The 16,536-nt window shown below is 54.9% G+C and carries 9 protein-coding genes; all 9 read right to left on the bottom strand.

The window, feature by feature from the left end; genetic code table 11:
- Window positions 1-251 precede the first annotated feature (251 nt).
- The 9 genes from BLV25_RS15515 to BLV25_RS15475 all read right to left on the bottom strand — a co-directional run bounded on the left by BLV25_RS15515 (window position 252) and on the right by BLV25_RS15475 (window position 16,307).
- Window positions 252-3,461 carry a PD-(D/E)XK nuclease family protein gene (locus BLV25_RS15515; RefSeq protein WP_092735094.1) on the bottom strand — a complete coding sequence of 1,070 codons (3,210 nt, stop codon included), beginning with the start codon at window positions 3,459-3,461 and terminating at the stop codon, window positions 252-254.
- A complete protein-coding gene (locus BLV25_RS15510; protein ID WP_092735091.1) occupies window positions 3,458-5,563 on the bottom strand; it encodes a hypothetical protein in 2,106 nt (701 codons plus the stop codon). The genes BLV25_RS15515 and BLV25_RS15510 overlap by 4 nt, the downstream gene beginning before the upstream one ends.
- Window positions 5,560-8,295 (bottom strand): DEAD/DEAH box helicase, encoded by a 2,736-nt coding sequence (locus tag BLV25_RS15505; RefSeq protein ID WP_092735088.1) that lies wholly within the window; start codon window positions 8,293-8,295, stop codon window positions 5,560-5,562. Before BLV25_RS15505 ends, BLV25_RS15510 begins: the two co-directional genes overlap by 4 nt.
- Window positions 8,292-11,663: a coiled-coil domain-containing protein gene (locus BLV25_RS15500; protein WP_092735085.1), complete on the bottom strand. Its 3,372-nt coding sequence runs from the start codon at window positions 11,661-11,663 to the stop codon at window positions 8,292-8,294. Before BLV25_RS15500 ends, BLV25_RS15505 begins: the two co-directional genes overlap by 4 nt.
- Window positions 11,656-12,435, bottom strand: coding sequence for a hypothetical protein (locus tag BLV25_RS15495; protein ID WP_143114495.1), 780 nt, complete (start codon window positions 12,433-12,435; stop codon window positions 11,656-11,658). Before BLV25_RS15495 ends, BLV25_RS15500 begins: the two co-directional genes overlap by 8 nt.
- A 64-nt stretch (window positions 12,436-12,499) precedes the next feature.
- A complete protein-coding gene (locus BLV25_RS17055; RefSeq protein WP_143114494.1) occupies window positions 12,500-12,691 on the bottom strand; it encodes a hypothetical protein in 192 nt (63 codons plus the stop codon).
- 544 nt (window positions 12,692-13,235) lie between these two features.
- The gene (locus BLV25_RS15485; protein ID WP_092735079.1) at window positions 13,236-14,393 is read right to left on the bottom strand and encodes a BREX system ATP-binding domain-containing protein; all 1,158 of its coding nucleotides are present in this window, start codon (window positions 14,391-14,393) and stop codon (window positions 13,236-13,238) included.
- Window positions 14,383-15,276: a hypothetical protein gene (locus BLV25_RS15480; protein WP_176819516.1), complete on the bottom strand. Its 894-nt coding sequence runs from the start codon at window positions 15,274-15,276 to the stop codon at window positions 14,383-14,385. The genes BLV25_RS15485 and BLV25_RS15480 overlap by 11 nt, the downstream gene beginning before the upstream one ends.
- Complete coding sequence (locus BLV25_RS15475) at window positions 15,273-16,307, bottom strand: tRNA-guanine transglycosylase (RefSeq protein WP_092735076.1); 1,035 nt, start codon at window positions 16,305-16,307, stop codon at window positions 15,273-15,275. The genes BLV25_RS15480 and BLV25_RS15475 overlap by 4 nt, the downstream gene beginning before the upstream one ends.
- Window positions 16,308-16,536 lie beyond the last annotated feature (229 nt).

The following is a 16,536-nucleotide window of genomic DNA, read 5'->3' as shown; positions in this document are numbered from 1 at the left end:
ATACTTTCGGTGAAGGAGGGATGCTGGCCAATAGGTAGTCGCTGCTACAGTAGTCGCGGCTAAATAGGGAAGAATGAAATCGATGTGGACAATTTCAAAGAACTCGCTCGTTTAGGGGATGTTCTTGAGTGAATTGAATACACGATGTTGGAACCTCAAGCGCGATCGAGGAAGAAAAGAAGTTGACACGCCTCTCTATTGGTATCATCGACTTTCTCGTCTAATAGCGAGTCCCCGGGGATGCGGTCCGGTTACAAGTCGGTGAGGCGTTCGGTTAGTGTATTTCGCTTGAGCGTCGCTTCGTCCCCAACGACAGTGACGGACTCACCAGCCGTTAGCAAGGTGTACAGTGTCTCGATGTTATTCACCGGTGGCCGGACGATTTCTTCGTCGTTGGCCACTGTGAGGCTCACGATTACATCTTCTACGATGTCTCCTTCGAGGGCGTCGGGAGTGACCACCGGCACGTCAATCCCTCGGTCCTCCAGTTCCGTGCTGATGGATACGGCTTGCGCTTCGAAGGGAGTGACGACGAGCGAAGGCTCCTGTTCGGCTGTGAGATTAGCGACTTCCTGCGCTTCCAGCGGGTTCAAGATGAGTCGCCGGGTGAAGTATGGCGTCTGGGAGAGGTTGATGTCGACGGTGACCACGTGGCCCATATCGCGGTCGGGGGCGACGTCATTGTTTTCGACTCGGAACCGGGCCTCGCCGAACGTGTAGGTCTGTCCCACTCTGAGGTCGGTTGCATCGAGTGCGTTCAGATCGTCGAGTTGGGACGCGACGTAAAGAGCGTCACCTCGATCGAGCGCTTTGAGGAGGATATCCCGTGGCTCGTCGGTCTCGCCTACCGTATGAATTCGCCGCTCAATAGTCATATATTCCTCTGCTCGTTGCTCCTCTCCCGAGACGTGGTGGAACGACGCGGAGCCGCCGATCCCATCAAGCTCGATGTCCAGCGGTTTGAAGAACTCGGCGACTGGCGTCGAGGCCTCCCCCTCGATGAAAATCGACTCGGCAGATTCACTCGAAATCGTGCTGAAGCGCTTGTACGCGTTAACGTAGTAGGACTCAGCGAGTCCCTTCTCCCGAGCCTCTTCGCTGACCATCTCGGGACTCTCCCGGTTGACTTCTCCGACGGCGACAGTTCGGTCGGCGAGGTCACGGAGGAAGACGTACTCGGGTTCCGTCAGGGTCTCAGCACCAAGTATCACGATTGCATCGAAGAAGCGGCTCGAATGAGGCCGAGCCGATTCATCACCCGATGTCATCGAATGGAAGACACCTTCCTGCAGCGCGTACTGGGCCGAGGAGACGATGACGTTGGAGTCCCGAATTGCTTCGTAGAGCCTGTGCGAGTTGCTGGTCGGGCCGTATGCGTTCTTCGCGTCACCGAATCCGTCGACACGGATGATATCATCTCCGTCGACAAGATGGTCGGCCACGGAGTCTAGCTCGGGGAGCCGAGCCCCGAGCACGAGCACCCGGCGGTCGTCGTCAGGCACCCAGTCTCCGTCAAGCGACTGGAGAGGGGACTGCGTGACCTCACGAACGAGTTGGGTGAGTTTCTCGGAGCGACTGACTCGCGCCGGGAGGTTAACGAATACCTGCCGGTTGTCTAGGTAGTCCGCAATCTTTTCGACTGCGTCAGGAGCAATTCGCTCCGGACTTGGGGAGATCTCTCCTGACTCTCGGAGACGGGGGTCGATTCCGATCCGTTGTGCGTAATCGAGCTCCGAGAGCAATCGGCGAGGGAGCGACGTCGATTCGACCGCTCTCGTGGCTCGGTACGTGACATTGAACCGTTTGAAGTCAGTCGGGGGCGACCCGTCGAACTCGAAGACATAACCCCCTTCCTGGGTACCACAGTAGGTCGCCACGATGTGTGTATCTTCGTCTTCTGGGACGATTCGTACTGGGGTCCCGGGTTCGAACAGGCGAACCGACTCGCCGGAATAGAGCATCCGCCGGGTTGAGAGTTCCTCCTCGAAGGAAAGCCCGGAAAGCTGCATCCCTGCGTTCTCTAGGACCTCGTCAGTCATCCGGGCCATCGTCTTGCCGGCATCCTTCCTGGCTCGCTTCTCATCCTGGAGAGCCGACCTAAGCTGGTTATAGTGGTCCGTGACGCTCGGATTGCGGTACTCCAGGCGCTGGTCGCACTCGTGATACAAGGGACACTCGGTCTTCACCTCGCCCTCGTCGTTCGTTTCGTGGCAGGCCCACCGGCGTTCCGACTGGCAGTGGAACTTGCAGGCGGACGGCAGCCTCTGGCCTGCGCCTGCACCGCTACCGATCGTGTCTTCGTCCTTAAAGTAGCAGCCAGAACAGTCCCTGTCATACGTCGTCGGCACGGCGAAGGAATCCCGGAGCGTCGCCGCCTGGTTCCGGAGTTGCATGATCTCCTCGATGTGGTGGTGCTCTAGTTCTACCCGTTCGTACACCGGTTCCGACTCATCTTGCAGATTGGGGTAGATAATCACGCCCGGCGGGAGTTCGTCCAACACCTTGCCGAGATTCATTCCCTGGTCCAGGTTCTCCAGCAGGACCCCGAATAAGTACAGGCGAAGTTGGAACCTGTGCCGCTGTTTCATCCCGTCTTCGAGGAAGAAGTTCGTCTTGAGGTCGAGCGGACTACCGTCGATCATCAGGTCGACGCGGCCGTTCAAGCCGTACGAGTCGGCGATCGTTCGTTCAGTTTCCAGGGTTTCGGTTCCCCGAACGAGTTTCGTGAACCCAGCGTCCTGGAGAAGGTTGAGAACCGAGTTTTCGGCAAACTCCTTGATGTCGTTGGGGCTCACCCAGGCGAGGCGGCACAGCGTCATCTCCATCGAGAAGCTCTCATCCACGACGGCGTCCATGAGTTCCTCGACATCGTCGTCCGTCCATCCCGACTCGAAGTTCGCGGCGAACTCGGAGTCGTCTATCGCGCGTTCCAGTGCCCGGTGAGCGATGCTGCCCTTGACGGCGCCCTTCGAGATGTCGTACCGGTTCGGGTTGAAAACGTTCTTCCGGTATCGTAGGTCGTAGATTCGGGGACATTCGTTGGCCGACCGCATCTCGCTCTTCCCAATGGTTATGTCAGGGTTGCGGACGAACAGCGACGTCACGTTGAGGTACCACTTGCCCTCTCGATGGACAGGAATCGCCCGCACGAGCAACTCCTCCCCACGCTGGAGCGGCGACGTGTCGACGAAGGTCTGAACCGCGTTGTCGGTCTCCTCAAGCCGGCCCCAGTTGGAGTCCTCGTGCCAGAATGATAGCAGTACTTCGTCTTGGAGCTGAGTCGTCGGGTCGTCGACCGGGTAGAGAGTCTTCTCACCCCCTGCAGTTCCGGTCGATGGAATCCCGGTGACTTCACATCGGACGGTGAGTTCCTTATCCTTGAACGCTTGCTCTTCCTTGGAAAGGTCTGTTATTGCGTACTTCTCGGCGTTGTGGACGACGTCGTACAGCGAGACAATCATACTTCAATCACCTCGGAAAGCGACGCCTGCAAGAGGCGTTTGTCGAGCATCTGGTTCTGGTAGCGATACGCGTACATAGAGTCCTGTCGTTCGAGACAGTCCGGACAGGCTCTGATGCACTGCTTTGTGATCTCCTCGACGCGGTCGGCAAGTTCGCTCAGGTCCCTACGCTGGGAGCCACGGTTGGCGAACCGTTCGTAGGTGTTTCTCACCCGGGAATCGATAAACGTCTCTTCTTCGAGACCGAGGACAACGTCCATCGCAGTCGGTGTCCGATTCAGTTCGGACGCTATGCGGTGGTACGCCCGGGCGACCGCGCCGTAGAAGCGTGCAAGTTCTTTCGTCTCGTACAGCGAGGCAATCCGACGATTGAATACGGTGATGACCTCCTCCTCGTCAACGAGCTTGGCTCTGTCGATATCTGACGCGGTAGCGACTGCGAGGTCGAAGAGATCCCGCTGAATCTCGTCGTCTTCGCCGTCGCCCTGCGTGTAGATGTCGTAGAGAACGGACGCGTCGCGCTCGGCGAGCAGCGAGAGCACGAGGTCCTCCGCGAGCGAGATGTGGCAGGAACACTGGTTAGAGAGCGGGCCGGAGATGTCGAGTGATCCATCCTTGAGCCGTTTGAAGACCTCTTTGCTCGTCCCGGCGCCGCCCTGAATCGTGTCGTAGAGCGCTAACTGTACGACGTCGATGTCCTTGCTCTGGTAGTTCGCGTCGTACCAGGTTTCGAAGTCGCTTCCGCCAAGTCCCGCCGCCACGGCCCATCCTGCGACGGCGTTCTGCAGGGAGTGAACGAGGACCTGCTCGGTGAACGTCCGCTGGTTTTCTATCGACGCACAGTTCTCCAGAACCTCGCGTAGTTCTTCCGAGTTGTCCCGGAAAAGATCCTTCAGATCCTCGCGCTGGTCGCTGTCGTATCCCATCAGCCGAAGTCTGCTCGGACCTGATTCCGGAATTACCTTGTCGAGAACTCCGCAAATCTCGTTGACCGATGCCTCGAACACAGAATTGGGACTCTCGTCTGAGGTCCGAATCCAGTAGTCCGCAGCCTGAAGGGATCGGAAGACTGGATCGACGCCGTAGACGTTCTGTATCGTCCGGTCGGTGAAGAAGAGGTCGTCCCAGAGCTCCCGATACAGTTGTGCGAACCCGAGGTCACGCCGCAGTGACTCGTTCGAGTCCAGTTGCCTACTGACCGATTTTTCGACCCATTCACGAGGAATGTCGAAGAGGAGCACCTGGCTCTTCTCCTCACTCGTCACGAAGGCGACCCGACCGCTACGGTCATTGAAGTACCGGACGACATCGGAGAATGTCCGCTGGTCCTGCCGATACAAAGTGAGGACCGTCGCGTAGTAACACTTCAGGAAGACGGACTCGTCGGAGAAGACGATCCGACTGAACAGTTCGCCCTCCTCCTCGATGTCGAATCTTTCGATGTCTCCACCGAGTCGGTGAAGGTGTTTGAACCAGAGAAAGTTCGAGCTCGGGTCGCTCATTCCGAGGTCGATAACGTCTTCGTCTGGAACGGTGTCGGGATTGTAGTTCAGTACGTGCTTGTGAACGGTGTCGAAGAAGTAACGCGGGGACGCTGGCTGCTTTACGTAGATCTCCTCGGGTACATAGAGACCGACCTCGTCCGTTTCGTACCCGAACGGTGTGTACTCCTCCGAGTCCGTCAAAGAGAGCACCTCTTCGAGAGGGTAGTCCTGGCGGAACTCGAAGCCAGACGTGACGTCCACGTAGCCGTCGCGTTGCGAGGCAGCGAAGTCTCCGGTCCACATCTCGAAGTCCCATCGCCGTTTGTAACCACCAGGGAGGTAGTACGAGAGCATCAGGTCGAGGGGCTCCGAGTCGAGCAGCCCCCCCTCGTCTGCTGTGACGGGGATGTTGCCGCCGACCTGCTCGGAGATGAACGTCCCAGGAACTGTGAGGGGGCGTTCCGCTTCGGGGTCCACCTCGAACAGGTCTGGAACGTGGCAGTAGGGCTGAACAGGCCCGTATCTGGTTCGCTCTGCGAGATCGTCGTAGAACCGAACGATGGATTTGATTCTGTCACCCAGTTTCCGCTGATGCCGTTTTTTCTCGTCCCCACTCATTCGTCAGTACCTCCGGCCGCATTCACACCCTGAAGTATCTCGAACTGCGTCAGGAGCTTCTGCAACTGTTCTTTCTCTCGTTCAATCTGCTTCGACTTCGTACCGGATTCGATCCGAAGCGCTTCCCAGAACTTCTCGAATCCACCGGCCTCCTCCAACTGGTCGTGCGGAGCCAGCGCCATCTCGGTCAGCCCGACGTAATCAGTCAGGTCGTCTAGGACCCCCTCAAGGAAGTCGGGGTCCGCCGATTGGAACGCTTCATCTAGCCACCTCTCTATCTCGTCACGGTCGTCCTCAAGGATGCGAATCAACTCCGGTATCTCCAATCGCCTGTAGATCTCGTCCGAGACGTCCTGATGCCGAACGTTGACGTAATCGAAGATCGCTGAGACGACGTGCTGGGTCCTAACGAACTCGTTCTCCTCGTCAAGTGAAATCTTCAGGTATTCGTCGCTCGGATTGCTCAAGAGCTCTTCGTGGTGGAAGTAGAACGAATCCTCCGGGAACGTCCCGAGGACGACGACCGAAACCGGTTGATCGCCCGGGTCCCGTCCGCCACGACCTTTCCGCTGGACGAAACCGGGGATGTTCATTGGCGCCCGGTACTGGAATGTCCCGATGATACTCGGATGGTCGAACCCAACCTCTAACGCGCTGGTCGTGACCATCATATCCCACTCGTCGTCGTTGACACGGCTTCCGTCGGGAGTTTCAGTCCGACCGCTCTTATGCAGATAGACATCCATCGATTCGAGAAAGTCGTCCTGCAGCGTCCACCAGCACTCACCGGCCTCGTACACTGGACAGGGGTTCAGTTCTGGATTCGGAGGGAGTGGTTCACATACTGCGGTCTCGTGGTCGGCTGCCGACCCTCTGAACAGGTCTTTCGGACAGTCGGGGTTCGTTTGTTCTGTTTCAGGGAGGAAGGCGTCTGGCTTCCTGAGTGAGTAGAGCCCGGCGTCATCGTTTCCTCCAGCTCCCTCGGCGTCGTGGATGTAGTCGCCTAGGCGTTTGACGGAGTCGATCGAATCGACGAAGCCGAGGATCTTGTCCTTCGTGTCGTCATCTTCGGGTCGCTCCTTCAGGATCGTGTGGTAGAACGCAAACGCGACCTGGATCATCGTCGAAAGGTTGGTCACGTTCGTCTCGTCGAACTCCTCCCACTCGGAGCGAGGCTTGTAAACGTCGTCGCCCTGTGGAATCTGGACGGTTCTGGGCTCCGTCGATTTGACGAAGACGAGGTACTCCCAGCCAATCTCCTCAAGTTCCGGTTCGAGGCCCTCGCTACGGCTCTCGTCCATCTCCTCGATGTCTTTCTTCGAGTACGGTTTGATCTGCTCTGCACGGGGAGCGTCGAAAATTCGCTTGGTGAAGTCTTCGGCGTTCGAAATCGTCGCACTCGATGCCACGAGAACGGGATCCTGTTCTTCTGCGACTGCCCTCATCGTCGCCTTCAGCCGACGCATCAGGTTAGCAACGTGCATCCCGTACTGGTCGGTGTAGACGTGGACCTCATCGAGGACGACGAACTTCGGCGGGTAGCCTCGCTTCCAGAACTGGTTCTGCCCGTACGGGTCCATAAGTCGTCGATGGAGAGTGTCCGGCGTTGTGATGAAGATATCAGCCTGAGCCCGGTTTCCGGTGGAGACGTAGTCAATGACGTGATCTGGGTTTTCAGAGCACTCGAAGTCCTCCTCCGCCGACATCCGGCCGCCACACTCCGGACAGTCTATCTCGACTTTCCCGCTGCTGCTGTGTTGCAGATTCACCGAGAGTGGGAACTGGTTGAATGGTGATGACTCGTCGTCCTCGATGAGTTCGCCGATGGTGTAGAGATAGTGAACCACTCGCTCGAATTGGTTGTCACAGAGGTCGGTACGTGGATATGCCAGCAGGGCTCGCGCTCCGTTCAGATTCGCCTGTGACGCGGTCAAGGCATATGTGAGTAGGGGAAACAGGAACGCTTCTGTCTTGCCGCCCCCAGTACTAGCGGTGACAACGCGAGCTGTTCCGTCGTTGTCGTCGGTGACGCTCTGGAGGTAGAGCCGCTCGAAGGCACGGCCCTGGTATTTGGCGAGTCCTTTCATCCCCAGTTCGTGGCAGAGCTCTCTGACCAGCGTCAGTGACGTTTCTATGGCATCCTGCCAGTCGCCGGTGGAGTCGAATGCCTCTTGGAACTCAGCGGCCGGTTCGGAGATTTTGACCTCTTGGTAGATGTCGCGGACGATGGAGTTGATACGCTTCCCGTCCTCTCCCCACTTCGGCTTCTCCCGGGACTGAATGTCCATCTTCACCATCTTCGTTAGGCTCGGAGTGAAGTCGTACTCCTCACCGACGAATCGCTGCCGTAGCAACGCGAAGTACCGCGTAACTTCTGCGACACGGCTCCGGACACGTTGGCGGTCGTAGACGTACAAAATCGTGTTCCGCCCTTCGAGTTCGTCAACGAGACGCTGGAAGACGAGGTGGCTCGCGTGGTCCTCTCCGACCTTGCGCGGGACCGCGTCAGAGAACCGGTCGTCATCGGCTATGGTACCGACGAAGTCCTCGTACAGTTCCCCGAGCGCCACGGTGGCGTCGTAGTTGCCGGAGTTGATCTGTCGCTTGCAGCGGTCGTCGATTGCCCTAAGCAGCCGCTGCTGCAACTCCGTCTTGAACTCTTGGGGGAGTTGGTTCCAGACGGCCTGGAGGGTCTTGAGGTCGTCCCGGCCGTCCATCTGTGTTCGGCTCATTTGTCGTTCACCAGGTGGATGTCGTTGAATTCACCGTTATTGTACAGCTGGTACGCCCATTTGAACGTCTCATCCCAACTGAAATCGGTCGCATCGACGACCTTCGATAACCGCCCGTCGTGTTCCTCGACGGCATTTCTGAACCGTTCCTCGGGTGTTGGGCCCTCCAGTCTGTCCTGGATGTCCCCGAGTTGTTGTTCGGCTTCAGCGAACTGGCCGCGAGCCACGTTCTCACGGGCGTCACGGAACTGTTCGAGCAGGTCGTCGTCGCCCTCTTTCTTGACGTCGGACTCGATACTATCTAGGTTGTTGTTCAAGCGGTTCTGTCGACTAGAGATCTTCTGGGCACGGTCCGCGGTGTCCTCAAGTTCTGGTAGGTGATCGTTGAGGTACGTCAGGGCCTCTTTGTACTGTGTTGCGCTGTAATACTTATCGTAAGCTTCTAACACCTCCTCGAAACCGTTGAGTTCCTGCTGAAGTACCTCCTGCTGGTCGTTATCCGTACTGATGTCCGCAATAGCATCGGCTGCTTCCTCTTTCAAATCCTGGGCGTGTTGATACGCCTTGACACACTGCTGTTTCGCACCGGCTATCTCCTCTAGTTCCTCGTCAATTTCATCGAGGCGTTCTCCAACCTCTTCCACACGGTCGGCCAGTAGTGAATACTCATCGTCCTCGACGAGCTCTCGGAGATCCTCTAGCAGTGTGGAGAGTTCTTCGTGCCAGGTATCGAAGTCGTCAACGTGGACCTCCTCCTGCTTGATCTCCTCTAATCTCTCTTCGAGTTCATCCGCCTGGATGGCGAGGTTCTCTACTTCGCCCTCCAACTGCTCGTGACCTGCGTCGATTTCATCTTGGAGTTCGTCACGAACCGTCTCGGCTTTGCCGAGAGCATCTTTCAATCGAGAAAGATCGCCCGAATCCGGGTTAAGTGACCCATCGACGTCGGTAATCGTTGTTTCGACATCGTCAAGCTGGTTGTTGTACTCGTTCAGTTCGGTGATGTTCAGTTCCTGCGCTTCCTCGTAGGTCTCTCTCGCATCTTCCAATCGGTCTCTCGCCTGTAAAACCGTCTCGTCGACCTGATCTGCGACACTCACGACATCGTATTTCATCCCCTCTCCGGCAGGACCTTTCTCCTGTTCGACGTAGCCAGCGATGCGGAGTCGGTTGAGATACCACTGAAGCATCTCGGCTTCCTCGCCTTCGTTGCAACCGAGAACGAAGCGCTGTTCGACTTCGAACTGGAGTTCGTCGCGCGTGAGCGGGTCCTTGTCCTTCAGAATCGCATAGACGTGGTACCATGGTGGCCGATCGTCCTCGACATCCGGGTACGTCCAGTTCTGACCGTCCTTTGAGACCAGGCCCTGCTTCAGATAGCCGATCATCGTCTCGCTGCGGAGGTCGTACTGCTGGAGGTCGAGTTGTTCGCGGAGGCCTGTTATCGTGAAGTCCTTCTGCTGGTTGCGCTCCATCTCCTCAATGACGCGTCGTCCGATCGATCCCGGATACGGGAGTACCGACTCCTGAATCGCCTCGACGAGCCGGTCGTTCACGCCGAGTGACTCCACGAGTTCGTCGACTTCGAACGCGTCGTCGTCGAATTCCACGTCAGATTTGCCCAGACCTAGAAGTTTACCATACGCAGACTCCTCGCGCTGCTTCTCCGTCAAGTCGATCTGGAGGACCCGTTCCCTGTAGTAGTCGCTCTTCAGTCCCTCCAACTCACTCAGATACTTGTTCAGTTCAGCCGATTTACCCTGACCCTGCTTGAGTAGAATTCCGAAGGAAGCTCCCTTCTGCTCGATGGTTTTGATGAAGAGCTCGGCGATTTCCTTCGGAAGTTCCGGTCCATTGTAAACCGCGAGTGCTACCGTGGGCCTCCGGTAGCCCTCGCCAACGTGGTACTCGACGAGCCACGATTCGAGTTGATAGTCCTCGTATTCGACCCCGACCGGATCGGGGAACGTCGTCGCGTAGTCGGCCTCCCGTAACGCGAGTGCAAATCCACGGGACATAGATGATTGGTACTTTATTGGCGCAGTCGTCGCATGGATGTCGAGGTCGGCGATGAGAGTTCCTTCGCCACCGGTCGAGCCAAAGAGGAAGTCCTTCGCCTCTTCGTGGAGTTGATAGAAGTACCGCCCGTCCTCGTTGATACGTTCGAGAACCCGGATATCCGTATCGCTACTTATCGAAATCGGCTGGAGTAACTCCTCCGGGTCGGTCGTGAACCCATCCTGCGGGACACGGGCATCTTCCCCAATAAGACGACCCCGAAGGTTCTCGAAGTCGTTCGCCGCGTCCGTATCAAAGTCCCGAAGACCCTGCTCGAAATTGCTCAGGGACGTCGTCGAAAGGATCTGTTCATCTCGGACCAGCGAGTCGAACCCGCGAATCGCATAGAATACGGCGTCACCGTTGACCGCGTCCAGGTCTGCCTCGGCGGCATACTGGAGAGCAGACGCGTATATTGACAATATTTCTCGGGGATGCCCGTTGGTGAGAGACTTTATTACTCCGATCGTCTCTTCGACGATGGGGTAGAGTTTCCCCTTGTTAGTAGAGCGGTGCTGATCAAGACGATCGATCAACATCTCTTCCACATCCCCTTTTCGAAGGTTACCGAGTTGAATCGCCTGTCGTTGTGCGAAGCGCTGGAAGAGTGCGTTCCCGAGCGGTTGGCTTCCCTCCTCGTCGTACCCCGTAATGCGAGTTTTCGCCTTCTGTGAGAAACCCAGTAGGATGTGGATTCGAGCTGCGCTCAGTTCGTTAACAACGTGGAGGAACGACCTGACGAAGTCTTTTACTTTCGATTCCTCAGCATTGACTATGTCCTCAGCCTCGTCGATAAAAATAAAGATACTGTTGTAATCATACTCCGTCGTCGCCTCCTGGGACAATTTTCGGAGGTTCGTAGCGACGTTCTTCATCAATTGCTCGACCTCGAACGTCTCTTCGACGCTTGACTCCGGCTCCACTGGTTTCAGTCCTTCTACGAAATCCTCCAGTTCCGGAGCGAAATCGAGTACCTCTTCGATGATCTCTATGTAAAGCGACCTGATACTCAACCCAAGGTTGCCAACGTAGACCCCGATTGCGTGATGGGTTGCACCATCGATTTCGATCCCATCCTTCAGGTCGTCCCGGAGCTGGATGAGATGGTGACTCTTCCCAGTACCGTAGTCTCCAAACACCAGCGACCGACTCATATTCTCTGGATGCTGGAGAGCATCTTGGACGAACTCTTCAAGTCGGGCTTCCTGGTCGTCGCGGCCGACAATACGGTACGTTCGAGCGGTTTCTTCGTTCGCAATCGTTCGCTCGAAGGGATTCGTGTTGAGGTCGAACTTGTCGTACTTACTCATGGATACGAGCTGCGTTGAATGCGTCCTTGTCGAAGGTGATTTCGCCGTAGCTCCCGGGTGTGACGAACCCGTGACGCTGGAGTCGGGACAGATGGTTCTCGAATGTCGACTTCTCGATACCGTACATCAGTTCGATACGTTCAAAGAGTTCTTGCTCGGAGACGCCATTCTCATCACCGGAAGCGATTGCTTCGTACTCTTCATAGATGAGATGTGCGAGTAGGGTAATCGGACACCGGCCATCGGTGTATCCGCGGTCACTCTTCCGTATCACGTCCGCATCTGATAAGAGTTCTACACCTATATCGATAGTGAAATCATTGAGTTTGTTTCCGAATGGATCGTTCCCGGCTATCGCCCGCTTTATCTCAAATTTTTCTAGCGGCTTGTTTCGATAGACCTCCTTTGCGATGTTGAGAAGTTCCGGATGGGCATAAGTGAGGTTCGTTAACATTCGATCATACGCTTCGGTGTCGTCGGCGGCATAAATCGACTCACTTACTGCCTTTCCGGAGAATAGCAACCTCGAATTCTGAGGGAGTTCAGCCTCCGATGTTAACTTGATATGACCATCAGCTTCCTGAATAAGTAGGGCATTTCCCAACTCTTCGATGACATCTTTGGCGCCTTCCTCCGAGTCTGGGAGGTTCGCATCAAGATCTTTCCGTGCGACCAGAGCTTCACGCAGCGACTCTTTAGTGTACGCTTCGTCATTTGCAACCAACTGGACTGCTGCGTACAGTTGGTAGAATCGTGAGTACTGTAAGGTCACGAGTTGGAATCCTCCCACAGTGCCCCAATGGATGGGAACGGGTCACTCGATTTGTGTGGACACGTCATAAATTTTGACATGGGTTTGAGGTATTAGAAGTATCTTGTTCATCAGAGGACGGATCTCCATTAATTTCATTTGACATATTTATGAGGTAGTCAAATATGATATGAAGTCGGGAAAGTTGCTCGGACAAATATTTACTTTCCTCAGTAGCTTCTGGAAGAACCCCATACTCACGTGCAAGCTCTGACATTACCGTCTCAACACCGGCACCGGATATAATATTTTTCAACGCGGAGTCCAGTATTCATATCACTATGCCGTATAGCTAAATTCAGTTTTTATATTTTTGTACTTGGAAATATCAGCCTCAGTACTCCAAGTATGATTTTCGGAGCAGTTACTAGTATCTCTCAAGTGCGAGCGTACATCAATCCCGACGTAACAATTGGTAACAACTCTACAATCGCATCAGTTGCCGTCGTTACCGAAGATATCCCTGAGAACGTCGTCGTCCTGGGGAAGCCTGCGACAGTTGTGAAAATACTCGGTTGACGGAGCCACCGTTGCATTTGCACGTTCAACGAGTTGCTGGCCCATTCAATTTGACGTGAAACAATCAAAGGAACCGTGCTACACCCACCTCTTGATTCAGCAAGCACTACCTATCAATTTCTGAGGATTTCAACAGAGCCTATTGAATCCCATTTTTCTATCTACCACGGCGCTTCAAACCCATCAATAGACGATAATGTCAACAGAACCGATCAAGTGAATCTTGATAGAGGTAGATGATTTTAGGAGATGGCTTCTTGAATGATTTCTGCGTCGATGTTTGCCCGCCCTCGTCTGGCTGCATCATCAATTGTGTAGCTGCAGATAGAAAGTGCCTGTCGTACGTTCCCTTGTGAACTCTGCAAAATCAATTGGAGGCTGTCTTCCTCGAAAATATCGGACACTGAAACCCCCTCACCGGACGCAAGGTCAAGATAAGAATCGACGAGGTCTTTCAAGTGGTCCTCTGTCATCGGTCGGAGGGAGACTTCTCGACCGATCCGTTCGGAGAACGCGTGGTACTCGCTCATAATGTCCTGCCAGACTTCCGGAGCACATCCGAACATCATACTGAGTCCGGCACTGTTCTGATCCATCAAATGCCGTAGACTGTTGAGCGTCGCCTGTTCGTTCTTCGGGGAGAGCCGCGCCACGCTCTCGAACTCATCCACGAAGACGAACACGCCGGTGTATCCGAGTTCGAGGAGCATATTCTTGAGCGCAGTAAACGCCCGTACACCCATCGTGTCGTCGTCAAGCGCGCTGTGAATCTCCATCTCCTTGCGCTGTTCGTACCGAATGCCCTCCGCGGTGAGCCACTGCCACGCGTAGAGGTTCGTGTCCTCGTACACCATATGTACGATCGCCCGAGCGAAATCAGCGAACTTCGTGACATCACTCAGTTGTTGGATGGCCTTTGGGACAAGTTCTGAGAGCAGAGTTTCTCCCTCATCGAGCAGCGACTTCATCGATAGTGCCCCCATCGGATTCGTTTCGGTGTGCTCTCGGGCGACGTGAGCAAGGAATTCATATGCGAGTTCCTGCACACGATCGAAGCCGAGGTCGTACATAAACTCGTGATAGACGTCGAGGAACCCTTCTCCGGGCTGAGCGACGTATCCAACGAGAACGTCTTCGCGGTCACGGACGAGCGAGCGTGCGTATTTGAGGGTATGGGATTTCCCGTTTCCGTACTTTCCGGTTATGACGAGGTGCTTCGATTTCCCGGTACTGAGTACCGATGACACGGTATTGCTTACTGCGTTCGCTACGTGATCTTGTCCACAGTAAACCTCTGGGTTGTCTGAGGGTACTGGACTGTAGGGGAACGGGTTTTCGTTGAGACCCAGGGATGAGTAGTCGCGCTGTTCGTCTGTAATTTCGAATTTGTCAGTTGTCATTATTGTTGAATTGGAGTTCACGGTCGTACACCGCGAGGTAATAGTATTGTTTACCGAGCTGCTCGACACCACGCATCACTTGCTCTGAAGACTGATCGGTTGAGACGAGTTCGCCGTCCTCGTCGGCTAGTTCGATCGTTTTGAGTCCGTATCGTGCTTCCTTCGCGCCGGTGTCGATGGGTGCTCCGGAAAGTTCTATCCGACCGATGTTTTGTTGTGCGAGCGTCCGCAGGCCTTCATCGAACGTAGCACGGTCACAACTGAGACACTCACAGGTATGTTCACGAAGTTCCGGGATCGAGAGATACCGTTTCTTCAGATTCACACCAGCACTTTCCTCAAGACTGTCAGCAACGGACAGCAACGCGTACGGGAAGTTTGGCGGCACATCGCGTTTTTTGACTGCGTAGAAGGTACCATCGAACGCATTTCTCTGGATAGCGCCGAGGCGTTGCGCCCAGGCCCCGATGACGTCCAACGATGTTTCGTTATACTCGTAAGGGGTGAACTCGGCTTGGTTTTCAAGTAGTTCGAGCGCTGCGTCCGGTTCGACGGTGCTGCCATCTTCGAATAGACTGAGAAATTCGCCGTAGTGTGGACTGTGTGTTTTCAAAACCGAGTTCACTTTCTCCCAATCGCTCGATTCAACGGCATCGATAAAGCGCTCACCGACGGTCGTTGTCGAGTAGGTTTCCTTGTTAGATATTTCTTCAACGAGACTGATTCGCGTCGATTCGAGGATGGTCTCTCGTGCACGCCGTTTACTCACGTCGAGTGCATCAACGATGTCATCCGTCGACTGCGCGTCGTTTCGACACAAGTGGGTTAGTTCGACCAGTCGACCGAGGTTAACTGGTCGAACGGTGGGGCGTTCGTCACTCATACGAGCCTCCTGACTTGCTGTTTCGCTAGTTTGTAGGCCCTGGCGGTAACCTCGTTGCCACGGAAGCGAAGATCGAGGTATGATTCAACGTCCTCGCCTGCTTCCACCATATATCGGAAGCGACGAAGTTCGAGTGTGAGTGCCCATAAGTTGTGCTTCACGAGGGCATCACGATCCTCGCGGACGTCGTCGAGGGTACGGTCTTTGCAGACTGGACAAGCACAAGGAAGGTATTCAAGATCCTCGATATGTCGAAGTTCTTCACCTCCGAACCCAGGGATCAGGTAGTTCCGATTACCAGCACTTCGGATAAACGCACTTGAGTCGAAACTGTCTACTCCGCAGTAGAGCAGTAATGGTTGGTACACCAGGCCACCCAATCCGTACGTATGGAGGTGCTTGTCAGTTGCTCGCCTTGCAGCTAATATCAGTTTTGTGACCTTCTCATAGTCGGTCCTGATAGGAACAAGACTACCGAGCGCGTATCCGTCGAATTCACCATTTTTCTCAAGATACCGAATCCCATTCCGTATTGTCTCAGGGTCATATCCGTGCACGCTAGCGAAAAGTAAGCCGTCGCCATTATGCGAATCACTCGCTGCAAGGGCCCGTTGAATGTTCTCTTCAACCCGCCGGCCATTCTCACGCTCCCTGTTTTCGCGTGAGAGTGGAACGTCGACTGTACCAAGAATATCTGCATCAATTGCCTGCTGTGTTTCGAGTGATTTCTTTGGGGTAGTGTCTAGTTCTTCAGATCGAAAGTCAAACCCGCCACTATCGGCGAAAACAATCGTTGACTGGGGTACCCCCATCTCATCGCGCAGAGTCTGGCCCTCCTGTATTCTATCCCATTGTGGTTCTCGCTGACGTATCGACCGAGCATTAACCATCGCAGTCGAAAGGTCAGGGATCTCATCCGTGTACTCTGGGGTGTTATCGCTCGATCGCTTCCCGATGTTACGGACTGGGAAGAGAACAGGTGTCTCTAATTTCCCGTGTGGTGTTGATAATGTTCCTCGTCTGTATAGCATATAACGAGCTGCGATAAGCTCAGCTGCGACTTATATCTTTTCCCGACTAGAATATCTGAGATCGTATTCCGTCAACGAGAGTAGAAATAAATCTATCTCGACAATACTAATCTGTTATTTAACCAGCCTGTAGTTTCGAGTTCATTTATCTATTTTTCACCGTCTACCACGTCGAACACTGAATTCGATATTATGCTCCGATTCAGCATCGGTGATTGGTCTTCATTCA

The sequence above is a fragment of the Halopenitus persicus genome (assembly GCF_900107205.1).
Classification (GTDB): Archaea; Halobacteriota; Halobacteria; order Halobacteriales; family Haloferacaceae; genus Halopenitus; species Halopenitus persicus.
The sequence above is the reverse complement of the archived record's forward strand: the minus strand, read 5'-3'. Positions and strand labels throughout refer to the sequence as shown.

Coding starts and splice junctions, on each gene's coding strand:
- BLV25_RS15515 (WP_092735094.1), bottom strand. CDS start 3,461: ATGATTGTCTCGCTGTACGACGTCGTCCACAACGCCGAGAAGTACGCA.
- BLV25_RS15510 (WP_092735091.1), bottom strand. CDS start 5,563: ATGAGTGGGGACGAGAAAAAACGGCATCAGCGGAAACTGGGTGACAGA.
- BLV25_RS15505 (WP_092735088.1), bottom strand. CDS start 8,295: ATGAGCCGAACACAGATGGACGGCCGGGACGACCTCAAGACCCTCCAG.
- BLV25_RS15500 (WP_092735085.1), bottom strand. CDS start 11,663: ATGAGTAAGTACGACAAGTTCGACCTCAACACGAATCCCTTCGAGCGA.
- BLV25_RS17055 (WP_143114494.1), bottom strand. CDS start 12,691: ATGTCAGAGCTTGCACGTGAGTATGGGGTTCTTCCAGAAGCTACTGAG.
- BLV25_RS15485 (WP_092735079.1), bottom strand. CDS start 14,393: ATGACAACTGACAAATTCGAAATTACAGACGAACAGCGCGACTACTCA.
- BLV25_RS15480 (WP_176819516.1), bottom strand. CDS start 15,276: ATGAGTGACGAACGCCCCACCGTTCGACCAGTTAACCTCGGTCGACTG.
- BLV25_RS15475 (WP_092735076.1), bottom strand. CDS start 16,307: ATGCTATACAGACGAGGAACATTATCAACACCACACGGGAAATTAGAG.